The sequence below is a fragment of the Pandoraea horticolens genome, assembly GCF_902459555.1.
GTDB classification, from domain to species: Bacteria; Pseudomonadota; Gammaproteobacteria; order Burkholderiales; family Burkholderiaceae; genus Pandoraea; species Pandoraea horticolens.
Genome location: NZ_CABPSM010000002.1, coordinates 114,243 through 138,318 on the forward strand (window position 1 = coordinate 114,243; position 24,076 = coordinate 138,318).

General features: G+C 62.2%; 19 protein-coding genes and 1 pseudogene. 4 read left to right on the forward strand and 16 right to left on the reverse strand.

Annotated features, from left to right (window positions below):
• Positions 1-42: 42 nt before the first annotated feature.
• Positions 43-303, reverse strand: coding sequence for a hypothetical protein (locus PHO31112_RS04340; RefSeq protein ID WP_150619391.1), 261 nt, complete (start codon positions 301-303; stop codon positions 43-45).
• Between the two features lie 352 nt (positions 304-655).
• Here PHO31112_RS04340 and PHO31112_RS04345 point away from each other — a divergent pair, with 352 nt between their 5' ends.
• Positions 656-1,576, forward strand: coding sequence for an AraC family transcriptional regulator (locus tag PHO31112_RS04345; RefSeq protein ID WP_246177743.1), 921 nt, complete (start codon positions 656-658; stop codon positions 1,574-1,576).
• A gap of 210 nt (positions 1,577-1,786) precedes the next feature.
• Entirely contained in the window at positions 1,787-2,491 is a 705-nt protein-coding gene (locus PHO31112_RS04350) for a response regulator transcription factor (RefSeq protein ID WP_150619761.1), read from the forward strand.
• A gap of 72 nt (positions 2,492-2,563) precedes the next feature.
• Here the strand turns inward: PHO31112_RS04350 and PHO31112_RS04355 are convergent, their stop codons facing one another.
• The 10 genes from PHO31112_RS04355 to PHO31112_RS04400 all read right to left on the reverse strand — a co-directional run bounded on the left by PHO31112_RS04355 (position 2,564) and on the right by PHO31112_RS04400 (position 13,355).
• Positions 2,564-2,956 carry a response regulator transcription factor gene (locus tag PHO31112_RS04355; protein ID WP_150619392.1) on the reverse strand — a complete coding sequence of 131 codons (393 nt, stop codon included), beginning with the start codon at positions 2,954-2,956 and terminating at the stop codon, positions 2,564-2,566.
• A 531-nt stretch (positions 2,957-3,487) separates the two neighbouring features.
• Positions 3,488-4,930, reverse strand: a complete 1,443-nt coding sequence (locus PHO31112_RS04360; protein WP_150619393.1) for a catalase — start codon at positions 4,928-4,930, stop codon at positions 3,488-3,490.
• 341 nt (positions 4,931-5,271) lie between these two features.
• Positions 5,272-6,000, reverse strand: a complete 729-nt coding sequence (locus tag PHO31112_RS04365) for a YoaK family protein (protein ID WP_150619394.1) — start codon at positions 5,998-6,000, stop codon at positions 5,272-5,274.
• Between the two features lie 33 nt (positions 6,001-6,033).
• Positions 6,034-7,182: a porin gene (locus tag PHO31112_RS04370; RefSeq protein ID WP_150619395.1), complete on the reverse strand. Its 1,149-nt coding sequence runs from the start codon at positions 7,180-7,182 to the stop codon at positions 6,034-6,036.
• 4 nt (positions 7,183-7,186) lie between these two features.
• Positions 7,187-7,480, reverse strand: a complete 294-nt coding sequence (locus PHO31112_RS04375) for a XapX domain-containing protein (protein WP_150619396.1) — start codon at positions 7,478-7,480, stop codon at positions 7,187-7,189.
• A 37-nt stretch (positions 7,481-7,517) separates the two neighbouring features.
• Positions 7,518-9,131 carry an MFS transporter gene (locus PHO31112_RS04380; protein ID WP_150619397.1) on the reverse strand — a complete coding sequence of 538 codons (1,614 nt, stop codon included), beginning with the start codon at positions 9,129-9,131 and terminating at the stop codon, positions 7,518-7,520.
• Positions 9,128-9,562 carry a DoxX family protein gene (locus PHO31112_RS04385; RefSeq protein WP_150619398.1) on the reverse strand — a complete coding sequence of 145 codons (435 nt, stop codon included), beginning with the start codon at positions 9,560-9,562 and terminating at the stop codon, positions 9,128-9,130. Before PHO31112_RS04385 ends, PHO31112_RS04380 begins: the two co-directional genes overlap by 4 nt.
• A 48-nt stretch (positions 9,563-9,610) precedes the next feature.
• Positions 9,611-11,482 carry an amidohydrolase gene (locus PHO31112_RS04390; RefSeq protein ID WP_217427006.1) on the reverse strand — a complete coding sequence of 624 codons (1,872 nt, stop codon included), beginning with the start codon at positions 11,480-11,482 and terminating at the stop codon, positions 9,611-9,613.
• Between the two features lie 81 nt (positions 11,483-11,563).
• Entirely contained in the window at positions 11,564-12,553 is a 990-nt protein-coding gene (locus PHO31112_RS04395) for an alpha/beta fold hydrolase (RefSeq protein ID WP_150619400.1), read from the reverse strand.
• A 115-nt stretch (positions 12,554-12,668) separates the two neighbouring features.
• Positions 12,669-13,355 carry a hydrolase gene (locus PHO31112_RS04400; protein WP_150619401.1) on the reverse strand — a complete coding sequence of 229 codons (687 nt, stop codon included), beginning with the start codon at positions 13,353-13,355 and terminating at the stop codon, positions 12,669-12,671.
• Positions 13,356-13,875: 520 nt separating this feature from the next.
• Between PHO31112_RS04400 and PHO31112_RS04405 the strand changes: the two genes are divergently transcribed.
• Positions 13,876-14,484 carry a response regulator transcription factor gene (locus PHO31112_RS04405; protein ID WP_150619762.1) on the forward strand — a complete coding sequence of 203 codons (609 nt, stop codon included), beginning with the start codon at positions 13,876-13,878 and terminating at the stop codon, positions 14,482-14,484.
• A gap of 36 nt (positions 14,485-14,520) precedes the next feature.
• On the opposite strand, the gene PHO31112_RS04410 is transcribed toward PHO31112_RS04405, so the two are convergent.
• On the reverse strand, positions 14,521-20,028 hold the full coding sequence (locus PHO31112_RS04410; protein WP_150619763.1) for a trifunctional serine/threonine-protein kinase/ATP-binding protein/sensor histidine kinase: 5,508 nt from the start codon (positions 20,026-20,028) through the stop codon (positions 14,521-14,523).
• Positions 20,029-20,187: 159 nt separating this feature from the next.
• Positions 20,188-20,635: pseudogene (locus PHO31112_RS27495) on the reverse strand (integrase core domain-containing protein); the annotation flags it as partial.
• Positions 20,636-20,812: 177 nt separating this feature from the next.
• On the opposite strand from PHO31112_RS27495, the gene PHO31112_RS04420 reads away from it, so the two are divergent.
• Positions 20,813-21,271, forward strand: a complete 459-nt coding sequence (locus PHO31112_RS04420; protein WP_150619402.1) for an SgcJ/EcaC family oxidoreductase — start codon at positions 20,813-20,815, stop codon at positions 21,269-21,271.
• A gap of 417 nt (positions 21,272-21,688) precedes the next feature.
• Here the strand turns inward: PHO31112_RS04420 and PHO31112_RS04425 are convergent, their stop codons facing one another.
• Genes PHO31112_RS04425 through PHO31112_RS04435 form a run of 3 tightly spaced genes read right to left on the reverse strand, consistent with a single transcriptional unit; the run spans position 21,689 to position 23,908 of the window.
• Complete coding sequence (locus tag PHO31112_RS04425) at positions 21,689-22,621, reverse strand: Rossmann-like and DUF2520 domain-containing protein (RefSeq protein ID WP_150619403.1); 933 nt, start codon at positions 22,619-22,621, stop codon at positions 21,689-21,691.
• A 15-nt stretch (positions 22,622-22,636) separates the two neighbouring features.
• Positions 22,637-23,086 (reverse strand): TM2 domain-containing protein, encoded by a 450-nt coding sequence (locus PHO31112_RS04430; protein ID WP_150619404.1) that lies wholly within the window; start codon positions 23,084-23,086, stop codon positions 22,637-22,639.
• A gap of 9 nt (positions 23,087-23,095) precedes the next feature.
• Entirely contained in the window at positions 23,096-23,908 is an 813-nt protein-coding gene (locus tag PHO31112_RS04435; protein ID WP_150619405.1) for an META and DUF4377 domain-containing protein, read from the reverse strand.
• Between the last annotated feature and the right edge of the window lie 168 nt (positions 23,909-24,076).

The window sequence follows — 24,076 nt, forward strand, 5'->3', positions numbered from 1 at the left end:
GTCGACCGCGTGAGCCGCAGCGCGTACATCGCACCGGCTCGTCTACAAGGCTCTCAGTGCGCGGCAAAGGATGTAAGCGGCGCGAACCGCCAGGTCGAAGGACGGGTCGCGCGCCAGCTCGCGACCGGCCACGCAAATGATCCAGTCTCCCTTTTTGCGTTCGCAACGCATCGTCTGGTCCTCCATCTGATCTGAGAACCAGCGCCACAACGTCGCGTCTTGTTCATTGGCATGGGCCGCTGCCTGGAGCTGGGCCATCCTCAAGCGGATATTGCCATTCGTGAAATCTCCGTGCTTGCTCATCCCGTGTCTGTCTCAAAGTGCCGGCCCTGCGCAGCCAAATGCTGACTTGGGGCTTGTGTACTTTATTCGGATGAGTCCACGGTTTCCATCGTCTTCTGGTATGACTGGCCTACACGTTTGGCGCGTCTGTCACCGGAAAATGATGGGGGCATGAGTGCTCGGTGTCGCCCCCCGGCGACATGAAATCGACAGCCTTAATTCCTTCATGGTTGCCGATGATAGTATTCGCCAAGCAATCGTTTGACTGCAGGAAGACGGGCGCTTTTCGAGCTGCTTGCGTCGATGGTGTTTTCAGTAATGCAAGGTCGCCCAGTTGTGTCTGGATTGGCGCGACGATCATGAGTACTTGGCCATGCAACTCTCCACATCGACTCACCAATCTGTCAAACCGGCCATTCAGCGCGACTCATTGGGTTGCTTGTCGGCGGCGTTGCGATACGATCAGGCGCTGACCGCCGGCGATCTTCATTTCTACCGCAAGAGTTCCGTGATTGAGCGGACGAGTCAGGTCGTGACCCCAGCTTCAGCGCGAGGGTTTCTGGTGGGGGTCTCTCTGATGGAAGGCCACCGCCGACGCATTTTCCGTCCGAATCAGTCGAACATGCATGCATTCGAGGCGGGTTCCATCTATCTGCGGAACTTCCAGGACGACTACAAGGCGGATATGTATGGGACGTTCGATTTCGTACTCATCGAACTGCCGCGCCCCTTCATGGAGCGCACCGCGCTGGAACTCGGCTGCCCCGGAGGTTTCGAACTGCAACATGCCGCAGCGCAGACGGACGCTGTGCTGGCGCATCTCGCCCAAGCGCTCTTACCTGCGCTCGCGCGACCTGAAGGTGCCAGCAGGCTGTTTATCGATCAACTCGGACACGCGATCGGCACATATCTGGTTGAACACTACGGAGGTGTCAACCGGGGACGCATTCACTCCATGGGCCGCCTTTCGCCTCGCATACTCGCGCGGGCGCAGGAGTACCTCGCGGCGCGACTTGACGACGGAAACGTGTCCATTGCGGCCGTCGCTGATGCGTGTCAATTGTCCCGAAGCCATTTTTCCCGGGCATTTCGGCAGAGTACCGGCAAAACACCGCACGAATGGCTGCTGGAGCGTCGCCTCGAGCGCGCGGCGGCACTGCTGCGCACCACTGACTTGCCGATCGCCGGGATTGCTGCGTCCTGCGGCTTTGCGGATCAGAGCCATCTCACGCGCAGCTTCTCCAGGAAGCTTGGTCTGACGCCGGGCGACTGGCGGAGCGGTCGGCGGGACTAGGCTCGGCTGGGTGCCAGCACATGCCAGCCATTATCTGGTCCGCGCGGAGCACAAAACGACAATAGAGCGCGCACGCGTTCAAGCCAAAGGGCTGGGGTAACACTACATTGCTGTCGGGCGCGCTCTATCTCCCCACGTGTCGTCATGGGGTGATTCGCGCCTCTGATGTCGATGCTATGTGGAGGCTCTACCGTGACTGCTGTATTACCGATGCGCGTCGAATCAGCGCGGCAGGACGACGCGGTGGTCCTTGTTGTCGATGATGACTTGCAGGTGAGAAACGCGCTGGGAAGTCTATTTCGTTCAGTCGGCATTCGGGCCGTGCTGCTCGGCTCTGCGGCCGAGCTTTTTGACTTCGGCTTTCCCGATGCGCCTTGTTGTCTGGTGCTCGATGTGCGCCTGAAGGGGCGAAGTGGTCTGGATGTGCAAGCCCGCATGGCGGAGCTTCGTATTCCTATCCCCATCATCTTCATGAGCGGCCACGGAGATATTCCGATGACGGTTGCTGCGATGAAAGCGGGAGCGGAGCACTTTCTTTCCAAGCCGTTCCGTGAGCAGGAACTGCTCGATGTCGTCACCGAGGCACTGCGCAAGGAGCGCTTGCGACGTGAGCGCATGCGCCGATTGGCTGCGGTGCGCGACTGCTTTCGTTCGCTGACGCCACGAGAGAGTGAGGTCATGACGCATGCCGCATCGGGTTTGACAAACAAGGAGATTGCCGCCGCCATGTGCATCAGCGTCGTGACTGTCAAAGCTCACCGATGCCAGGCAATGCGAAAAATGAGGGCTCGGAGTTTCGCCGATCTGGTGCTTCTTGCGCAAACGCTGGGTCTCGTGCTGCTTTCCTCTGGGTCCGACGCTGATGAGCCTGCCATCCGATGGCAGGCGCGGCAGCTTGGTGCCGCGATAGCGTAGCGCCAGCATCGGGCAGCGTGCAGAGGACGAAGATCGTCTCAGGACGTCTCGTTGATCCACTGCACGACACACTCACGATGGAGAATCGCCCGTCTTGCGAAGACGTAATGCGCTTTCAATGCACTGGATTATGGCCGTGTCCTGGAAGGGCTTGTGAAGGACGCACGTCGCACCCAATGCCTTGGCACGCTGATCGAATCCCTCAGGCGCAAAGGCCGTCATGAAAATGACCGGCATATCGAGATTGCGTGCGCGCAGGGCCTCTATCAAAGCGAAGCCGTCCATGCCAGGCATTTGCGCGTCTGTGATCACGCAGGCCAGGCAAGGCAGTGAAACGCACCGCAGTAGCTCCTGCCCCCCTCCGAACAATTGCACGCCAAGATCGAGCGAACGCAGCAGCCCCCCCATGGCATTTCGGACGGCGACATCGTCGTCAACTATGGCGATCGTGGGGCGAGCTATCACACTGACTCCTTGTGTCCGCGCTGAGCGCCGGCAATGCTCTGCAGCGAGCGTAACGCCAAATCCGTGCGTACCCCATCATACGATCGTATTGCCGATGCCTCTGGGGCACATCTCACGCGACATTGCGATGAAGTCACGCCGGCCGGGAAAGCCGGTTCTCCCGCGATAGCGCGCCAGCCAGCGATTCTGTCCGATTCATCCCAAGGTATTACATGCATGGCTGCGTCGAAATGGCGCTGCATATTTACAAGTCCTTGTAGGGGCGAGCGGCGCCGGGGCCGTTTGATGATTGACGGTAGACGGCGCTATTTTGATTGTCGATGCTGCCGTAATCGGGGAGCAACGTGGCGCCCTTAAACATCAGTCGGCCTGCTCGCCCGCAGTAGCACGTTATCTTGCTGAAGTGCTCGAAGGTACGAGCTTGGCTTGCTTGGGTATCGCCACCGCAGACCGCAAGAGAGTGGCTGCCTTGTTCGTACCGCCTCAAGTGCCCGCTGTCCTCCTGAGAAGGACAGCGGTGGATCGGATAGCTTACTTCAGACCGTCCAGTGCTCGCCGGATTCCTTCACCATAGGCCGGGTCGGCCTTGGTGAAATGCTCAATCTGCGCGCGCGCAATGTCTTCGGGCACGCCCTGCATTGCCGCCGCGATGTTGGCGAACAGCCGCTGCCGCTGACCCTCGTCGAACAGGCGGAACAGTGCCCCCGGCTGACTGTAGTAGTCCGTGTCGACGCGGTGATCCCAACGGTCTGCCGCACCCTCGAGCGCCAGTGGCGGCTCGAGCGCGCGCTCGCTCGCCGTGAAGGCGCCCTGGCGGTTCGGTTCGTAGTTGAGCTTGCCGCCCTGATTGCCGTCTACGCGCATCGCGCCGTCACGGTGGAAGCTGTTGTGGAACGGGCATTTTGGCGCGTTGACCGGGATCTGGTGGTGGTTGATCCCCAGGCGATAACGCTGCGTGTCGCCATATGAGAACAGCCGGCCCTGTAGCATCTTGTCCGGCGAGAAGCCGATGCCCGGCACGATGTTGGCCGGATTCATCGCCACCTGCTCCACCTCGGCGAAATAGTTCGCCGGATTACGGTTCAGCTCGAGCACGCCGACGTCGATCAGCGGATAGTCCTTGTGCGGCCACACCTTGGTCAGGTCGAAAGGATTGATATGGTATTTCGCCGCATCGGCTTCCGGCATGATCTGCACGCGCAGGTTCCAGCGCGGGAAATTTCCACTCTCGATGTTCTCGTATAAGTCGCGCTGTGCGCTTTCGCGGTCAGCGCTCACGACCTTCGCCGCCTCCTCGTTGGTCCAGTTCGCGATGCCCTGCTGCGACTTGAAGTGGAATTTGACCCAGAAGCGCTCGTTGTTCGCATTGACGAACGAGTACGTGTGCGAGCCGAAGCCGTGGATCTGACGGTAGTTCTGCGGCAGGCCGCGGTCGCTCATGAGGATCGTGACCTGATGCAGCGACTCCGGATGCTTCGACCAGAAATCCCACACGGCGATCGGGTCGCGCAGGTTGGTGCGCGGATTGCGTTTCTGCGTGTGGATGAAGTCCGGAAACTTGAGCGGATCACGTACGAAGAACACCGGCGTGTTGTTGCCGACGACATCCCAATTGCCTTCGTCCGTGTAGAACTTGATCGAGAAGCCGCGCACGTCTCGCTCGGCATCCGCCGCGCCGCGCTCGCCTGCCACGGTCGAGAAGCGAATGAACAGCGGCGTCTCCTTGCCGATCTCAGCGAAGATCGACGCCTTCGTGTACTTCGTGATGTCGTGCGTCACGCGGAACGTGCCATACGCGCCTGAACCCTTGGCGTGCACGCGGCGCTCTGGAATCACCTCGCGGTCGAAATGGGCCAGCTTCTCCAGGAACCAGACATCCTGCAGCAGCATCGGCCCGCGGGGCCCGGCGGTCTGTGAGTTCTGATTGTCGGCGACAGGGGCGCCCGCAGCCGTGGTGAGAGTGTCTCTGTTCATCGTGGATCTTCTTGTCGGTGAAGGGTCTTGGAGCGGGATCTGTCTATGGCCAACCCTGGTTTGGAGGCGAACGCCGGGCTCGCTCAGCAAGGTGACCGGGCAGTCTTCCAGACGCCGGTTCAGGTCAATGGCAGTTGCAGCGTGTCGTGAGCGTGCAAAACCAGGAGAGATTAATTGGCGACGCAGGCTGTGACCATTGTCTGTTCGTATTAGCTGGCCGCGTCTTCGGCCGGGGCGCGGACTTTGGAATGCTGGTCGCTCAGATCGGCACCGACAGCGGCGAGGTGAGAAGGGTGAACCGCGAGAAGGCGAGGGCGTCTCGGGTTCACTCGTCTGCCAATTCACTTCTGAAGGCTGTTGGCTTCATCGCGCCAGGTCAGGAGACTGAGCGCCATCAGCAATACGATTGGCAGAACTACACACCAGAGCGAAAGCATCGAATAGCCGAGGGCACCGAGCGCGGCGCCCGATGCAAAACCCGCGAGCGCCGGTAGCATCTTTTTGAGCCTGCCGCGTATGGCTTTGCGTTCCACTTCGGATGCGCATGGCAGGTCCACCAGATCAATGACGATTTGCGTGGTATTTCCCGTCATGATCGTGGTGGGGCCCAGGTCTGACAAAGACGTCCTGGACAGTGCGTTCTGAATCCCCATGGCCACGACGGCAAGCATCCCGGCGCCGATGGCCATCGGCGTATCCGGATCGGACATGGGGGAGGCGTGCAGTCCGGCAATCATGAAAAGAACCAGCGCAGTGGCCTCGGCAAATAGCAACAGCGGCGGTGCCGATTGGCTGTTCCGTACCATGCGCGACTCGGCCAACCGGGTGGCTGCAACCGCCAGGGCAAACGTGGGCAGCGCGAGCAGTTTGGCGAGCAGGCCCGTCGAATCACCGGCGATGTCGACGCCGATCATCACGAAGTTCCCTGTCACGTGCGCCGTAAACAGGCCGAACAGTGAAATGAACCCGACCACGTCCACATAGCCTGCGACGAAGGCCAGGATGCTGCCGAACGCTGGTCCCGAAAGCGCAGCGCGGCGGCCCGTGTCTGGAAGCTGTGCGGGTGTCAATGCGGTCTCCCGCGAAAGTGGTTCACCTGACGCTCAGAAGCTGTGGCGCAGCGCAATGGCGAACGTCTGCGGGTCGGCGCCAGCCTTGATGCCGACGTTATTGATGGCGAAGTCATAGGTCGCGTTGCTGCGGTTGTTGATGCGGCTGTAGTAAGCGTATAGCCCGGTTCGCTTGGAAAGGGGGTAGTCATAGCCGACGGTTACCTGAAATGCGCCGGTCTGCGAACCGCTTCGAACGGCGCCGATCGTTTCCGTCGCCGTGCCAGCGCCGTTGCCGACGAAGGCGAGGCCTGCACGTAGGCTACCGGTACCAAGCTGCTGTATCAGCGAGACATAGTAGCCATTACGCGTCAGGTCTCCCGTGGCGGTGCGATAGTGCAGGCGTTCATACACGGCACTGATGCGCGTCGACGGGAACTGGTAGGAAACGCCTGCCTTGATGGCATCGTCGTTGCGTCCGCTGGTCTGGTAGTGCTGGTGGATTTCGTAGGCAAGCGTCAGGTTCAGGTTGCCCTGGTCATAGGCAGAGGCAAAGGAATACAGTGCTGGATTGCGCGGCACCGTTGTCTTTTCCTGCGGCAGTCCCCAGGCGATGGCGCCGCTGAAACCGTGCCACTTCGGCGACTGATAGTGCAACGAGTTCTTCTGGCGTCGATCGAATGCGCTGGTGTTCTGAACATTGTCGCTGGTGGACGCAGAGCCATTACCCATCAACGCCATGTAACCCGCAGTGGTGGCGTAATACGGGTCGTAACTCTTGGTTGCACTTGTGTACGGTGTGTCCCAGTTGCCCACGAAGAGTGTGCCATACGGGCCCTGAAGGCCCAGCCGGCTATCTCGCGCGGCGATTTCCCCAGCGCCGTTGTTGATCGACAGGGCGCTTTCGATTTGCCAGATCGCCTTGATCCCATTGCCCAGCGGTTCTTCGCCCAGCATGCCGAACACAGAGCGGTTATTCGTGAGGCGCGCAGCATCGCCTAATTGGGTTCCATCGGTTGCGGTGGTCACGGTCACATACTCGATTGCCGTGTTCAGCCGGCCATAGATCGTAACGTTGCCGTCTGCCACGGCAGGTGCTGCGGCTGCGGACAACAACGCTGCCAAGGCAACGTGAACGCGCCGGGGCGCGATCGCGTAAGTACGGCGGGAATGGACTTCAGGCTGTTTTCGGGAACGACGCATGCTGTTATTGGTTCCCTTCTTTGCTACGCGCGGGGAGGGATGCCGACTGTTCGACGGCCGTGGCCGCATTGGGCGGGGTACCCGTAATCTTCGGGACGCATTCGCCGCGGAACCATGCCATGGTGACGGGCTCTCCCGCCAGCATGCGCTTGACCGGCGGCACGACCTGCTCGCCAAGGAGCATGCCCAGCAGCCCGATCAAAGCAATTGCGGGGGGGGCAGGCGAGCGGACCTGCATCAGTGCATAAATGATGCCGACCAGGATGCCGGCGCCGAGGGAGACGATATAGAGTTTCATATAAGACCAGATTGAAAAGGGGGAAATCGGTGTGGCGCTACGCTGGCGGCAGGCCCACCCCGAGCAGGTGCCGGACGTGAGGTGGCTCGGCGCCCACATGGAAACCGATCACGTCGCGTTGCAGATCGGCATCGGCATTGGGCACTCGCTGGTGCTGGCGCAAATGTTCGGCCCAGGACTCGACCAGGAACCACTCGGTCAGTAGTTCGGGGTCGGCCGGATCTTCCATCACGCCCCAACTGAACGCGCCGTCGCGCAGACGCTCTTCCGAGAGCTTGTGCACCACGTGCAGGAACGCATCGCGGTTGGCGGGCGGGATGCAATACTCGATCAGGATCATCACCGGACCACGGTCATGCGCAATTTCGCCGGCCATTTCCGGTTCGGGCCAGCGACGTGCGGGGCCGAGGTCTTCCTCACCACGCGGCAGCCGCATGCGGCGCAGGATCAGCGCGGTAACGACCAGCCCCGCCGCGGCGATCAGTAGCGCGTGCGGTGTGCCCAGTGCCTGTGCCACAAAGCCCCAGACCAGGCTGCCACCGGCCAGCGCGCCGTTGAACACCATTTGGTAGACCGCCAGCGCACGGCCGCGCACCCAGTTCGGCAGGATCGCCTGCGCCGCGCCGCCAAGCGTGGTCAGCGCAATGATCCACGCAGCGCCGAGCAGCAGCAGTAGCGGCAATGCCAACCCTATCGGGGGCGCGCTCGACAGTGCCGCCATGACGACCGCTGTGACGATCGCGGACAATAGCACCATGCCATCGGCATCAAGCCGCTGCTGTAGTCTGGGCATTGTCAGCGCACCAAGGATTGCGCCTGCGCCCACTGCGCCCAGCAACACACCATAGAGGCTGGCACCGCCATGTAACAACTGACGGGCAATCAGCGGCAACAACGCCCACACGCCGCTGCCGAAAGCAAAATACACGGCGGCGCGCGCCAATACGATGTGCAGCTTGCTGTGCGCGCGCGTGAAGCGTAAGCCCGCTCGGAAAGCGCTGAAGAAGTGCTCGCGCAGCGGATCGCTGGGTTGTTCGGGGCGTTTCCACCAGATCAGCGCAGCGACGACGAACACGTAGCTGATCAGGTCTGCGCTATACGTGGCGGCCGCGCCGAATGCCGCAAGCAGCAGACCCCCGGCAGCCGGCCCGATCGCACGGGAGACGTTCACGCCCAGCGAATTCAGCGCCACGGCCTGTCGCAGCGTGCTCGGCGGCACGAGTTCGGGCACGATCGACTGCCACGTCGGCCCCATCATCGCCGCACCCACACCGCCGACGAACGCCAGCGCAATCAGGATTTCGATGGTCAGCGCATGGCGCCACGCGAGCAGCATCAGCGTGCCGCTGACCATGGCCAGTCCGATCTGGATCACGATCAGAAAGCGGCGCCGGTCGAGGATGTCGGAGAGCACACCGGCCGGAATCGCAAGCAGGAAGACGGGTAGCGTGGCGGCCACCTGAATCGTGGCGACCGCCGCCGGCGACGTGGAAAGATCGGTTGCCAGCCAGGCGCTGGCCACGTCGCGCATGAAGCTACCGATGTTACCGAGGATCGTGGCCACCCACATGACCGCAAACGTGGGTTTGGCCAGCGGAGCAAACGTGCCGCCCGATGCAGGCTTGGCCGCCGAGGTGGCGGGCTGCGTCATGGTTGTCTCCGCGTGCGAAGGTCATCCCACGCCACGAGCAGGAATCCACCCACCAGGCCCAGATGTTCGAAGAAGGCGTTAGCCATCGCGAACTGTGCTTCGGGCGGTGCGCTCCAAAACCGGTTGGCCAGGAACGTGGCCATCAGCGTGAACGCTGCCAGCGCCAGTGCGCCGAGCCAGCGCCAGATGCCGGTCAGGATCGCGGCCGACGCGCCAAGCTCCAGCGCAATCGTCGCCGCCGCCAGCGGCGCGGAGGGCGACAGGCCGAAGTGCTGCATTTCTGCCATTGCGCTGGAGAAGTCGAACAGCTTGACCCATCCCCCCTGCAGGTAGGCGGCGCACAGCAAGAGCAGGGCGATCCAGCGTAGCCAGCGAGGCAGCCGGTGTGTGTTGTTGCCGGCTGCACCTGGCGGGGGTGTCGAGATGGTCATGGCCGCTCTCCAATGGGGGTGGTTAACGTGTATCGGTGGATCAGCGGATCAGAATGCCCAGCACGAGCAGCCCAGCGCGCCCCAGAACGTGCTTTCGTCCGACGCTGGCACGCCCGAGGTCCAGGCCTTGGCATGCGCGTGGCCATGCACGCCGCACGAACTGGCGCAGCCGCACGCGGTGTTCAGCGCCATGGCGCGCGCCTGAGTCTGCGGGCGCGGCTGGTACTGGCTGCCGTGGCGGGCCGGCGACCAGTCGGGCATCGCGGGCGGGATGTCGGGCGAATGTTTGCCGAATTCGCTGTCGCCATAGACCACCTTGCCGCCGAGCACGGTCAGCACCGACGTGATGTCCTGGATGTCGTCGCCCGGCACCGAGAAGTAGTCGGCCGACAACACGGCCAGGTCGGCCAACTGGCCCACCTTGATCTGGCCCTTCTTGCCCACTTCGGATGAGAACCACGTGTTGGCCTCGGTCCACAGGCGCAACGCCGTATCGCGATCGAGCAGGTTGGCCGGCGGATACATCGACATACCGCCCACGGTCTTGCCCGTGGTCAGCCAGTACAGCGATACCCACGGGTTGTACGAAGCCACGCGTGTGGCGTCGGTGCCGGCGCCGACCATGACGCCCTTCTCGAGCATCTTCTTGATCGGCGGCGTGGCTTCGGCGGCCCGGGCACCGTAGCGCTCGACAAAATACTCGCCTTGGTAGGCCATGCGGTGCTGCACGGCGATGCCGCCGCCAAGCGCCGCGATGCGGTCGATGTTGCGGTCTGAGATGGTCTCGGCGTGATCGAAGAACCAGTTCAGGCCGTCGAACGGGATGTCCTTGGCGACCTTCTCGTAGACATCGAGCGCGCGCGTGATGGTCTGGTCATAGGTCGCATGCAGCCGCCACGGCCAGCGCTTCTCCGCCAGCAAGCGGATCACGGGCTCCAGATCGGCTTCCATCGACGGCGCCATGTCGGGACGCTCGACACGGAAGTCCTCGAAGTCGGCCGCCGTGTACACGAGCATTTCGCCTGCGCCATTGTGGCGATAGAGGTCGTCGCCCTGGCCGGGCTTGACGGTCGACGTCCAGGTCTTGAAGTCGCTCAGCTCTTCCTTGGGCTTCTGCGTGAACAGGTTGTAGGCCAGGCGCACGCTCAGGTGGCCTTCCTTGTGCAGTTCCTCGATGACGTTGTAGTCGTCGGGGTAATTCTGGTAGCCGCCGCCGGCGTCGATCACGCCGGTCACACCGAGGCGGTTCACCTCGCGCATGAAGTGGCGCGTCGAGTTCTTCTGATACTCGATCGGCAGCTTCGGGCCTTTCGCCAGCGTGGCATAGAGAATGGTCGCGTTCGGTTTGGCAAGCAGCAATCCGGTCGGATTGCCCGACGCGTCGCGCACGATCTCGCCGCCCGGCGGGTTGGGCGTGTCTTTCGTGTAGCCCACGGTGCGCAGTGCGGCGCCGTTGAGTATCGCGCGGTCGTACAGGTGCAGGATGAACACCGGCGTGTCGGGGGCGACGGCGTTCAGTTCGTCGATGGTCGGCAGACGCTTCTCGGCGAATTGATGTTCGGTAAAGCCGCCCACCACGCGAACCCATTGCGGCGCGGGCGTGCGGTCGACCTGGTCTTTCAACATGCGCATGGCGTCGGCCAGCGAACGAACGCCATCCCATCGCAACTCCATGTTGTAGTTCAGGCCACCCCGGATGATGTGCATGTGACTGTCAATCAGTCCGGGAATGGCCCGCCGGCCGTTCAGATCGATCACCTTGGTCTGCGTTCCTGCCAGTTTCATGATGTCCTGGCGCGTGCCCACTTCCACGAAGCGGCCGTCCTGGATGGCCACGGCGTCGGCCTGCGGATTGGCACGGTCGAGCGTGGTGAACTTGCCGTTAACGAGAATGAGGTCGGGAGTCAGGTTCGATGACATAGCGAAGGGTTCCGAAGAGGCTACCGCCCCGGGGGCGGTAGCCGAGGCGATGAAAGGCCGGCGGGTTGAGGACATTTCGGCTTACGTGTTCAGGAAGGCCAGCAGGTCGGCATTGACCTGGTCGGCGTTGATCACGCACATGCCGTGCGACGCACCCGGATATACCTTGAGCGTGGCGTTCTTGATGATCTTGGCCGACAGGCGGGCCGAATTATCGATGGGCACGATCTGGTCGTCGGCGCCGTGCAGGATCAGCGTCGGCACGGTGATCTTCTTCAGGTCCTCGGTGTAGTCCACTTCTGAGAACTCCTTGATGCAGACGTACTGGCCCAGAATGCCGCCGCTCATGCCCTGTGCCCAGAACGCATCGATGGTGCCTTGCGAAATCTTGGCGCCGGGCCGGTTGAAACCGAAGAACGGCGTGGTCAGGTCTTTGTAGAATTGCGAGCGGTTTTCCGCGACACCCTTGCGAATGCCGTCGAAGACTTCCATCGGCAGACCGTTCGGATAGGCCGCAGTCTTGACCATGATGGGCGGCACCGCGCCGATCAACACCGCCTTGGCCACGCGCTTCGTGCCGTGACGGCCGATGTAGTGCGCCACTTCGCCGCCGCCGGTGGAGTGACCGACCAGCGTTGCGCCTTTGATGTCGAGGGCGTCCAGCAGCGCGGCCAGGTCGTCGGCGTAGGTGTCCATGTTGTTGCCCTGCGCGGGCTGGTCCGAGCGGCCATGGCCGCGCCGGTCATGGGCGATCACGCGAAAGCCCTTCTGCACCAGGAACAGCATCTGGGCGTCCCAGGCGTCGGCATTGAGCGGCCAGCCGTGCGAGAACACCACTGGGGTGCCCGAGCCCCAATCTTTGTAGAAGATGCGCGTGCCGTCTTTGGTCGTGACGAAATTGTCTTGCTTCGTGGCGTGGCCGCTGGCCGGCGCGGCTTCCGCGGCCGTGGGCGTCAGTGCGGCAAGCGATGCCACCGATGCGGCCGCAGCGCCGATAGTGCTACCTACCAGCAGCTGCCGGCGCGATGCGTCGATGTTGTGACCTGATTCCTGGGTATGTTCTGTTTGCATGATTAGGGCTAGCGGAAAGTTGGCTCGAAATCCTGGAGGATGAGATCGCGGGTTGCATCGGCCCAGGCACGGGAGTCGTGCGCAGGCCGATGGCGATCTCTTCTTGAACGGCTGTTTAGCGTGCGGGCACCGGGGCGATGGACTCATGCCCCGTCGCCGTGCGCTGGGCGGCCTTGTGAACCATCGTGTAGGCGTAGTCGACGCCCATGCCATAGGCACCCGAGTGTTCCTTCGCCACCTTCATTACGGCGTCATACGTGTCGCGGTGAGCCCAGTCGCGTTGCCATTCGAGCAGCACTTGCTGCCAGGTCACCGGCACCACGCCGGCCTGGACCATGCGTTGCATGGCGTAGTCGTGGGCTTCCTTGCTGGTGCCGCCCGAAGCATCGGCGACCATGTAGATCTCGTAGTCGCCTTCGAGCATGGCGCACAGCGCGAAGGTGGTGTTACAGACTTCGGTCCACAGACCGGCGACGACGACCTTCTTGCGGCCGTTGGCGGCGAGCGCATCGCGCACCTTCTGGTCGTCCCACGAGTTCATCGAGGTGCGTTCCAGCGTCTTCTGGTTCGGGAACACGTCGAGCAGTTCCGGATAGGTGAAGCCCGAGAACGACTCGCTCTCGACGGTGGTGATCGTCGTCGGGATATTGAAGATCTTTGCCGCCTTGGCCAGGCCGACGACGTTGTTCTTCATTGCCTGGCGATCCATCGACTGGACGCCGAAAGCCATCTGCGGCTGATGGTCGATGAAGATCAATTGGCTGTTCTGCGGGGTGAGGACTTCAAGCTTGGGGTTCGACATTGCGTTGCTCCTGTTAGGGGGGCGAGAGTGAGACTGCCGTGGCATCCCCGCCGAGGCAGAGCCGCGTCGGGGCAGCTTGGCGTAAGGGCCGCGACCGGCGTTTGTGTCCGGAGCGCAACCTGAGGCGAAGAATAGTCGGCGCGGTCGGCCGTCGCTATTGTCGAATCGTATTAGCCGCGCGCTATCTCGATTTCATCGCGACGCCGCAAGGCCGTGCTACAGCCAATAGGGAATGGCTTCGCCACCCTTGCAGCGTAGGGAAGCACCGGGGCTGCGTGCGAGTTCGATGTGCGTTAGTCTGCAACTAGACCGGCTGGACCAGCCACTCACTTTCACGCCTGACTAACCCCATGGTATAAGTGGCCCACGATCCCGGTCGTGTGCTGTAATGAACAGTTTTGCGGGGTCGTGGCGGCGAGAGCGAGCCTGCCCAAACCGCGCGCGCCGATGGGTGCGCTGGAGATAGACTGTGACAATCGACGGCTTCGTAACCGCAGACACCCGTGCGAGTGATGAAGCGATGGTGCTGATCGTTGATGACGACGCGATGCTTCGCGGTGCGTTGGAGAACCTCTTCCGCTCCGTCGGGATGCGCGTCACCCTGTTCGCATCCGCTGCCGAACTGCTGACGTTCGCATTCCCGGACGCACCCACTTGCCTTCTGCTCGATGTCAGGCTCCACGGTCAGAGCGGCCTGGACCTACAGACTCGGCTGTCCCAAATGGGCATCCAGATCCCAATCATCTTCATGACGGGTTACGGCGACATCCCTATGACGGTTGCCGCCATGAAGGCGGGGGCCGAGGATTTTCTGGCGAAGCCATTCCGCGAGCAGGACCTGCTCGACGCTGTGGCGGCCGCCTTGCAAAAGGATCGGCATCGCCGCCATGGCATGCGTAAGCTGGATGAACTGCGAGCCAGCTACCTGGGCCTGACACCGCGTGAGGCCGAGGTCATGCGCAAGGCCGTGGCCGGTCTGCTGAATAAGCAGATCGCCGGCGAGCTAGGTATCAGCGAGGTCACCGTGAAAATTCATCGTGGTCAGGCCATGCGCAAGATGAAGGCGCGCACCTTTGCCGAGCTTGTCTTGATGGCACAGCAACTCGGCATTTGCGAGGCGCCGCTTTGAGTCCCCGCCGCCTCCCGCCATCGGCGGGAGGCATATCTAGTCGCGAGGCGGCAGGGTGAACTGAAACACGGCCCCGTAAGGCACATTGGGGCTCGCCCATAGCCGCCCTCCGTGTGCCTCGACGATCAACCGGCAGATCGCCAGGCCCATGCCCAGACCGTCCGCCTTGGTCGTGAAGAAGGTCTGGAAAACACGCTCCAGATCTTTTTGCACCAACCCGATGCCGGCATCCTGAACGGCAATCCGCACCGCCCCCGATGCGTCGATGTGCGAGCGAATCAGCAGTTCCCGCGGCCGCTCGGCGACCTCTTTCATTGCCTCGATGCCATTCATCATCAGGTTCAGGAGCACCTGCTGCAACTGCACCCTGTCACCGACAACCGGCGGCAGGTCAGGCGCCAGCTCTGTGCGGAGCAGGATCTGATGGCGGCCGACCTCTCCCTGGATAAGCGCAATCGTGTCTTCGATCAGGGGGTTCAGGTCAATGCGCGCCGTGACGGCGGCCGTCTTCTTGAGCAACGCACGCATTCCTGCAATCACTGCGCCGGCCCGATGGCCATCCTGAACGATGCGCCCCAACGACTCTCGCACTTCGGCGAGATCGGGGGGCTGGCGGGCGAGCCAGCGCAGGGCAGCATTGGCGTTGGTGACGATGGCGGCCAACGGCTGGTTGACCTCGTGAGCGATCGAGGCGGTCAGTGCGTTCAACGTCGTCACGCGGGTCACATGTGCCAGTTCGGCCTGTGCCTGATGCAGCGCTTCTTCGGCGCGCTTGCGCTCGGTGAGATCCAGCGTGTAGGAAACACCTTGATCCCCACCCTCTTCGAATGTCGCACACCCTAGCAGGACGGGCACGCGGCTTCCATCCTTGTGGAAGAACTCCTTTTCGAATGGCGGCAAGGTTCCACTGGCCTGAAGGTCCTGTATCAACTTGGCGTCACGCTCGCGCCAGTCGGGGGGCGTCAGGTCCGTCCAGAGCAAGGGGCCCGAGGCGAGGTCCTCGCGATCATAGCCCAGCATGCTGAGGAACGCGTCGTTGGCCTCGAGGATTCGACCGTCCAGGTGCCAGATGCAGATCCCGATGATGTTGGCCTCAACCAGGCGCTGGATCTTTGCTTCGCGTTGCGCGAGATCCCGATACAAACAAGTTATCTCCAGCGCGATCGCGGCCTGGGAGGCGAGCATCTTCAGCACGGCGGTTCGGCTCGGTGCGAAGACGCGTGGCGAGAGGTTGTTCTCGAGGTAGAGCACCCCGATGAGCTTGGCCCGTGTGAGCAAGGGCAGGCAGAGAATCGATCGGGCGTGATGCTGCCGAACGTATGGATCGGCAGAAAACGGGTGCTGTGTCGCGGCATTGTCGAGAATGATGTTCTCGCGGGTGCGCAAGACATAGTGGAGCACCGATTCCGGCAGCGCAGTCGCAGTCACGCGCTCGTCGCGGAGCTGCACCGTGACAATGTCGCCACCGGTCGTCGCCTCTGCCGCGATGCGCTGCTCGGCCCCTTGGGGCAGGATCAGCAGTCCCCGTTCCGCGCCGGCCTGTTCAAGCGCGGTGCGCATGAGTGTGTCGAGCAATTTGTCCAGGACGATTTCGCCGGACACCGCTTGTGACACGGCAATCACGGTGGCGAGGTCCAGGTGATCGACCGGCGCCCCGATCGTCGTCGTCGGCGCGGGTGCTCGCTCTTCCCCGCAGAGGTGCGGATACAACGCATCGAGTTGCCGCACCTTGGCGCTGGCGCCCCAGTGGAGATAGCCACCCCGGGCATCTTGCAAGTACACGCGGGCAATTTTTTCAAAGCCTCGCGCAGCATAGAATCGCGCAGCCAACTCGTTGGCGAGTGCCTGGTTATGGATGAAATCATTGTCCTGTGCGGCGCGGATGGCCAACTCGTAGAGGCGCATTGCATCCGTTTCGCGCCCCTCGAGGCGCGCGATTTCCGCGCCAACCAATGCGGCTCTGTTCTCGAAATTCTCGGGACAATGCTCGGACCAGACAAGGAGTTGGCGATGATGTGCGGCTAATGCCTCCAGATGCCGGGCTCGTTCTGGCGCGGTGGCCGTGCCGCAGCATGCCGCTCGCGCCAACGCCGCGTAGAAATGGTATTCCGCCTGCTCGAAGAACGACGGCGATGTCCAGAGAAGACGGGCTGCCCTGTCTGCCGCCGTTATGGCAGTCGCGTAGTCGTCGGCGAGCAAGCGTGCCTGCAGTTTCCGGATCCAGTACCAGCAGGTGGCGAGGGCAGGGCTCGGTGCCTCGTCCAGATACCGCTCGAACTGCGCCTCGTTGAAATCATCGTCATCGAAGACGCCGAACTCCGGGGTCAGTCCGCGTAGCGTTCGCGCTAGCTGGAGCTGGGGGATCACCCGGTCGACGGCGAGACCGAAGCTCGCCCGGCGCGCGAAGCCGATCGTGGCCTCGGCTTCGTTCTGCACCTCTGCAAGCGGATCGCCACAGGCGAGCAATTGCGTAATGAGGTTGTTACGCGCAAAAGACGCATAGGTAAGGTCACCGGCCTTGCTGGCCACGTCGAACGCGCGCCGCACCAGACCGCGCGAGGCACGGATGGGTTGGGTCCATTGCATCACGTGACCCGCGAAAGCCTGGTAGACGCGAGCTCTGAAGCGGTCCAGCCCGCGTTGCTCGACCAGATTCAGGCCGAGCTGGCCGAAGCGGAATGCCGCCTTGTAGTCGCCGGACTGAGGCCCCAGCAGCATGCCGAGCCAGGTATAGGCGAGGCACGACGCGTCGCTGTTGCCATGTTCGAGGCTGATGTTCGCCATCCGTCCGATGATGAGGGAGCCCAGCTTCGCGTCGGTGTACCAGGCCGGCAGCATCAGCGCGGTCAGGACATCCATCGTCTCGCATGCGACCGCGTTGGTCATCATCGGCAGGTCGAGCAATGCCTCGATCGGGCGGTCGCCAAGTTGGCGCCACATCCGATCGTATTCCTGCCGGACCTCCTCATCTGTCGGGTGTGCCGGACACTGGACGCCGGCGCGGTACAGGTAGTCGAGGCCCACCTCGACGGCACGCTCGCGCTGGCCGAGGGCCAGAAACAGCTCCAGCCGCAGTTGGGTGACGGAGGCCAGGTCGGGGAGGTTGGCGGCACGGCCCGCAAGCTCGGCCAGGCGCGCGTCCGCCGCAGCCACCGCGCTGGTCAGAAATTCGCATTCGGCGAGGTGGAACTCGAGCGCGAAAGCAAACTTTGGCCGGCACTTCCAGGCGTCCCCCTGTACGAGCGCTGCACCGGCGGTGAGATAGGCCAGCGCCGAGGCATACGCCGTGGACGCCTTGGCGCGCTGGCCGGCGAGCAGATTCAGCTCGGCCACTTGCTCCCGCTCGTGGGGCGTGGTGATAAGGCCGGCACCATGGTTGAGCTGGCCGACGATCTCGAAGACACACTCCGCGATTGCCTCAGGCGGCGTGCTTGCAACTAGCTGTCTGCCAATCGCGAGGTGCATGGCCGGTCGTGCGCCTTCAGGAATCAGGGCGTAGGCCGCCTCCTGGATACGATCGTGCAGGAATCGGTAGACATTTCCCAAACGCAACACAAGTCCGGCGCGTACCGCCGGCCACAGCGCCGCGTCCAGTTCCGCCTCGCTGGCATCCTGAACCATGGCCAGAGTCGCGATCGTCGCGTCGTTACCGAGACACGCCAACTGCTTCAGGGCGTTACGGGTTGCGGCGGGAAGGCGTCTCAGCTTGGCGAGCATGAGATCGACCACATTGTCGGTGAAGCCCTTGGCCCGAATCTGCTCAAGGTCCCAAGACCAGCGCGCGCCACGATGATCGAAAACGAGTAGCCCCTCTTCTGTCAGGGCGGTAAGGAACTGGATGGCGAAAAACGGGTTACCTCCGGTCTTCTCGTGCACCAGGCGGGCCAGAGGCGCGGCGTCTGCGGGGGCGCAATGCAAGGCATCGACGATGAGTCGGCTTACATCGTCGAGGCCGAGGGGGGAAAGTGCGATGTCATTGATTCGCCCCCCAGCCTGGCGGATGGTGGGCAATCGCAGTAGCAAAGGGTGTCCGGGCTTGACGTCGTCGTTCCGATAGGCGCCGATAAGCAGCACGTGGCTTACCTCCGGCTGGGTCGCCAGATACTCGAGCAGATCAAGGGTTGCCGCGTCCAGCCATTGCAAGTCATCGAGAAAGAGCGCCAGCGGATGCGCGGGTTGGGCAAAGACGGCAAGCAGGCGCTGGAAAACCATCTGGAACCGGTGCTGTTCGTCGCGCGGCGGCAGCTCCGGAACCGGGGCCTGCGACCCCAGAATCAGCTCGAGTTCGGGGATGAGCGGCACCATAAGGCCGCCATTTGGGCCCATCGCCTCCGCCAGTGCGGCGCGCCAGGGTGCCAAGTCGGCCTCGCTCTTGCCCAATAGTGGGCGGATCAGATTCTGGAAAGCCTGCGCTAACGTCGCATATGGGATGTCTCGCTTGTACTGATCGAACTTGCCCGAGGCAAAGAGGCCATTCCTGTGAGCCAGTGCGCTGCGCAACGCAAGCACGGCCGACGTCTTCCCGATACCGGCGTAGCCGGAGACCAGCACAATCTCCGGCGTGCCCTGGGTGACGACTCTGTCGAAGGCAGCGAGCAAGGTCTCAATCTCGCGCTCCCGTCCATAGAGTCGCTCTGGAATCAGTGGGCGATCAGGCAGGTCGTGCTCGCCGAGCGGGAAAGCGTCAATGCTTCCCTGGCATTCCCATGCAGCCAGACTGCGCCGTAGATCGGCCTCCAGCCCCGCCGCGGTCTGGTAGCGCTCCTCCGCCGTTTTGGAGAGCAGCTTCATTACGATGGCGCAAAGCAATGGCGGGATCGACGGTACCCGTTCCGCCGGCGGCACGGGCTGCCGGGCGAGATGGCTATGCAACAGGTCCATCGGATCGTCGGTGGCGAACGGCAGCACACCCGTGAGCATTTGATAGAGCGTGACGCCGAGCGAATAGAGGTCGCTGCGCGCATCGATCGATCGGTTCATGCGCCCCGTCTGCTCGGGGGCCATGTAGGCCGGCGTGCCGGCGATCTCTTCCGGTGGCGTCAGTGCCCGACGCTTGCGCGACTGGCGCGAGGTAATGCCGAAGCCCGTGAGCCGCGCCTCGACAGGGGCATCGTTCACCAGGATATGGGCCGGCTTGATGTCCTTGTGTATAAGACCCCGCTGGTGGAGCTGGTCCAAGGCCGCCGTGATACTGACGGCCAGGCGCAAGAAACGACCCACCTCCATGGGGGCGCCCAGTCGGGCGGCAAGTGGCTCGCCGCCGGGGTCCTCAAGCAGCAAAACAGTCCGGCCATGTTCCCGCACAAGTTCCAGCGGTCGCACTGCCCAACTGCCGTCCAACTCGCCCCTCAAGCCGTATTCGTGTGTGAGGCGAGCGAGGCTGGAGGGCGTCGGGTGCTCGGCTGCGGACCATACAGCCAACACAGCCCTCGGCACACCATCCGGGCCGGGGCGTGAGCCTCGACCGACAACGCGATCGCCGTCCTCCCATGCGGCTTGGAAGCCGGCGGCCATCTCGTTGCCGAAAGAAAACAATGAGTTCATCTGCTGTAATTCGCTCTCAATTCGGTCACTGCTTTTGGGGTTTCTGCACCGGATGCGTCGAACAACTGTCGTCCCCGCAACTGTCATACCGGTGAGCGGGTCGCGGCGGCCGGGCGAAGCCATTTTCGCCATATCGAGGTCTCAACTGACCTGCCCCCTTCAGTAGGGCAAAAGCGCTTCTGGCAAAGTCCCATAAATCAGTTCCTGGAAAGCGGCAGGAGCATCCGCTGTCGCCCAATGTTGCGCCGCAAACGCTGCGGGCGAAAGATCGTTCAGTGCGCTGCGTGGCCTTTGCTCATTGTCGTCCCGGCGTCGTGTCGCGGCGACCGCCCGAGCCTGTGTCAGGCGCGTGAATCAGCGCTCGTTCACGCACGCATCGAGGAACTCGCCGTTGAACGATTCGATGTACGCATTCTGCGTTGTATTGCCCGCTGGAAGCAACTTCAGAGTGACGCCACTTGCCTACGCCTATTGTGCGAGCGCGCGGCTGGTGAATTTGGCCCCCAAGGCTTGTTCACACGGCCCTCGGATGGCCACGGAAGCACGCGGCAAGTGTCAGTGTCCGAGCGACATATAAGTCTGAGATGCCGTGGTCGATGACGATGTCGCCGTGGTCATGTTCGAGGCCGCATCCGCAGCGAGATCTCCGATCTGTAACCATTTAGAACCGCCGATGCTATTATCGGCGTTGCGTTTTCAATAAGACTTGCCCGCAGAGGCAAGAGGCACTCACGAAGTTCAGCTCTCCAACTGCAAAATCAACTTCCTTTTACTGGGGAATTTCATGCGTCTTTTGCGTTCTCTTCCTTTGGCTGCTCTTGCGCTTGTCGCGGCAACAAATGCCCATGCCAGGTCTGAGGTTTGTCATGCGGCTTCCAAGAAGGAAATTGCCTCATTATTCGACCGATGGAATACATCGTTGAAAACTGGCGATCCAAAGAAGGTTGTTGCCAACTATGCCAAAAATTCAATCCTGTTGCCGACTGTCTCTAACAAGCCGCGTCTGACAGCAGAAGAGAAGGAGGACTACTTCGCACATTTTCTCGCGGGTAAGCCAGTGGGGACGATCGACAGCCGTTCTATCGAAATTGACTGCAATAGCGCGATCGACGCAGGCTTGTACACGTTCAAGTTTGCGGACGGTTCAGAAGTGAAGGCCCGCTACACATTCACTTATAAGTGGAATGGAAAACAATGGCTTATTTCTAGCCATCACTCGTCCGCCATGCCGGAAAATAACTAGGGGTGTGGCGTAACGACGATTGAAATTCCGACAGAATTGAAAGGGTTGGATAAATTAAATTTGTTTGAGGTGGAAGTTAAAGAAATCCATAAAATTCCAGTTGAGGGTGAATTTCTGAAGGCTGGAGTTAATTCTCTAAGTGGTGTGGTTTTGAGATATCCTGCTTTGCCTATTCAGAGGAATGCTGTTTCATTGATTGTTGGAATAATCTGTCGTCTCCGCGCCGGTCGACTATTAGTACATCGCTAACAACGAAAATAAATCAAAAATAGATGCGGTGGAGCTAAGAAGATAGCCCATGTTTTTATGCGGTATTCGGGTGAGAGGCGAGAGTGATGGAGATCGGGCTGGGATGCGTGGCAGGTTGACCCTGACGGCCGGCATCCGGCCGTTTGACGTGCTGGGGGCCAGGTGTCGTTATGCGTCGCCTTTGGGGGCGAAAGGCGGCAGATAGGGGGCGATGCTGTGCGCGATCGCATCAAGTGCGGCGTTGTCCGCAGTCGGCCGCTGACGAGCGAGGTGAATGGCGCGCAGCGTCAGTAGCGAGTAAAGGGTGGCGTGATTGCCGCCCATGGAGGCAAGGGCTTCCGTGTGACGCGTGACGATGCCGGCATCGCCGCGCGAGACCGGCCCCGCAAGTGCTCCGGAGAGGCCGCGCTCGCGAGCCGCGTTGAGGGTGCCCATGACGAGCGGCCACATGGCTTCGCGCGCGTCGTCTTCGGACATGCCGATCGCTTTCCACAGCAGGGTGGCTTCGTCGAGCAGGCAGAGCAGAAAACTGGCGGCGTAGTTGGCCCCTGCGTGATAGCGCATCCGCTCGCCGGCGGGGATCGACAGGGCACGACAGCCGATGGCGTTCGCAAGGTCATGCAACCTATCGCTCAGCGGAGCGTCAGCCTCAATGGTGATCGCACTGCCTGCCATACGCGCAGCGTCGTCGTCGAGCCCCGCGAAGAGAAACAACGGATGAAAGCCGCCGATCTGCGCGCCTTGTTGCGTCGCGGGCGCGAGCAACTCGACCTCGGAGGCCCCGCTGCAATGCACCAGCGCCTGACCGGCGCGCGGGTTGAGATGCGCGGCACACGTGGCGATGGCATCATCGGGAACGGTCAGGAAAATCAGATCCGCGCGCGAGAAGACGGTATTCATGTCTTCCGGACGGTGGACTGACATTGCCTCACATCCTGGCAGTGCGGACGCGATGCGCTGCGCCGCGTCGATCCGGCGGCTTGCAACCGCCGTCACCTCATAACCGGCGCGACTGGCCGCAGCGGCAAGCGCACGAGCGACGCGACCTGCACCGATGAAACCCAGTGTCGGCCGATGGGCGGGAGTGGGGACGGGGGGCATTGTCACGGTCGCGTGTTATTGCGACAGCCGGTTGGGCGTGTCGTGCGTTTCGAAATAGGTCTGAAACGCGACGGCGAGGCCGACCATCATCAACAGCGCACCGACGAACAGCGACAGGCTGACGATGATGACGGCAATCCAGCCCGAGCGCGACTTGTGCCTGGCGCGGCTATTGAACTGGGCATCCCAACGTTCATCGGGGCGAAGTCCGTAGACGATGGCCGCAAGGAACGCCGAGAACAACGAGATGGCGCCGAGAATCGTGAGCCCCCACCCTGCGGGAGAACGCAGTTCGCTCGTCACCAAAAGCCCCCAGCCCGCCACGCCGCATGCCGAACCCGCGATGTGGGCCCAGCCGAAGCGGTCTCGCAGACCATACAGATAGAAGCGATGCAGGCCGAGCGTACCGAACAGCATCGCCAGGCCAGCGGTCAGGGTCTTGGATTTATAGGCGACTGCGTTCATTTGGAATGGTTATCGGGCAGGCATTTCGCGAATGACTTCGACGAGCGTCCAGCGCATGCTCGAAGCGTCGGCGGGCGGATTGGCGACGGGTTCGCCGTGAATTTTCACGCGGTATTCTACGCCGGGCTTCCACTCGAATCCATCGATGTGGGCATACCAGAGCTCCCACTGCGTCTTGCCGGAATCGTCGGCATTGCGCACGCGCAGACACTTGCGCGGCGCGACGCCGACGCAATCCGCCATTTGCGAATCGACATCGAGGATGCGGTCTTCCGTCTTGCTCAAGGCACCGGTACCTGCGACAGGGCGATTGAGCAACGTTTGCGAGGCGTAGGTCAGCGTTTCGCCATTCGAGGTGCTCAGAATCAACTGTGTGTCGCGGCGTTCGAAGCGGGTGACAAGGGGAAGCGTCTTCAGATAGCGGTCTTCGAACGCCATCGAATCGGGGCACGCCATCCGGGTGGTGGCCGGGGCCTTGAGGCTGACGTTTCCATTGCCCGGGCCAATCGTGTATTGACCGAAGATGCGGTTGCATCCGCCCGTGCCCGAGAACGCTCCTTTGTCGTTGAAGGTGAGGTTGATCGCACGTCCCTCCGGCAGGCTCGGAACGTCGCTCGTGCCTTCCCATCTCACGAGTTGCCAAGTGCCGAGAATGTCGGCCGGGGCCGTTGCCGCAGCGGTGGCGCCGGAGGTATCCGAAGGCGGCGTGGCGCCGCCGCCTGACGGCGAGGCACAGCCTGCCAGCATGGCGGCCGGTACCAGCAGCGTAGCCACATAAGAAGCGAAGGAGGATGGCAGGAACGAGAGTAGGCGTTGGGTCATGATCTTATGTCGACGTAGTTGCGAAGATGGGGGGGCGGCGAAAAAAGTCACGACGGACGGGGGCGGGCATGTCCGAACGGCGCCGTAAGTACCGTGAAAGATTGACCGGGCAGGGAGCGGGACAGTTCCTTGCGCACTCGTTGCAGCCGGATTTCCGTATCGATGCCG

Coding starts and splice junctions, on each gene's coding strand:
- PHO31112_RS04340 (WP_150619391.1), bottom strand. CDS start 303: ATGAGCAAGCACGGAGATTTCACGAATGGCAATATCCGCTTGAGGATG.
- PHO31112_RS04345 (WP_246177743.1), top strand. CDS start 656: ATGCAACTCTCCACATCGACTCACCAATCTGTCAAACCGGCCATTCAG.
- PHO31112_RS04350 (WP_150619761.1), top strand. CDS start 1,787: ATGCGCGTCGAATCAGCGCGGCAGGACGACGCGGTGGTCCTTGTTGTC.
- PHO31112_RS04360 (WP_150619393.1), bottom strand. CDS start 4,930: ATGAACAGAGACACTCTCACCACGGCTGCGGGCGCCCCTGTCGCCGAC.
- PHO31112_RS04370 (WP_150619395.1), bottom strand. CDS start 7,182: ATGCGTCGTTCCCGAAAACAGCCTGAAGTCCATTCCCGCCGTACTTAC.
- PHO31112_RS04375 (WP_150619396.1), bottom strand. CDS start 7,480: ATGAAACTCTATATCGTCTCCCTCGGCGCCGGCATCCTGGTCGGCATC.
- PHO31112_RS04380 (WP_150619397.1), bottom strand. CDS start 9,131: ATGACGCAGCCCGCCACCTCGGCGGCCAAGCCTGCATCGGGCGGCACG.
- PHO31112_RS04385 (WP_150619398.1), bottom strand. CDS start 9,562: ATGACCATCTCGACACCCCCGCCAGGTGCAGCCGGCAACAACACACAC.
- PHO31112_RS04390 (WP_217427006.1), bottom strand. CDS start 11,482: ATGTCATCGAACCTGACTCCCGACCTCATTCTCGTTAACGGCAAGTTC.
- PHO31112_RS04395 (WP_150619400.1), bottom strand. CDS start 12,553: ATGCAAACAGAACATACCCAGGAATCAGGTCACAACATCGACGCATCG.
- PHO31112_RS04400 (WP_150619401.1), bottom strand. CDS start 13,355: ATGTCGAACCCCAAGCTTGAAGTCCTCACCCCGCAGAACAGCCAATTG.
- PHO31112_RS04405 (WP_150619762.1), top strand. CDS start 13,876: ATGGTGCTGATCGTTGATGACGACGCGATGCTTCGCGGTGCGTTGGAG.
- PHO31112_RS04410 (WP_150619763.1), bottom strand. CDS start 20,028: ATGAACTCATTGTTTTCTTTCGGCAACGAGATGGCCGCCGGCTTCCAA.
- PHO31112_RS04420 (WP_150619402.1), top strand. CDS start 20,813: ATGCGTCTTTTGCGTTCTCTTCCTTTGGCTGCTCTTGCGCTTGTCGCG.
- PHO31112_RS04425 (WP_150619403.1), bottom strand. CDS start 22,621: ATGCCCCCCGTCCCCACTCCCGCCCATCGGCCGACACTGGGTTTCATC.
- PHO31112_RS04430 (WP_150619404.1), bottom strand. CDS start 23,086: ATGAACGCAGTCGCCTATAAATCCAAGACCCTGACCGCTGGCCTGGCG.
- PHO31112_RS04435 (WP_150619405.1), bottom strand. CDS start 23,908: ATGACCCAACGCCTACTCTCGTTCCTGCCATCCTCCTTCGCTTCTTAT.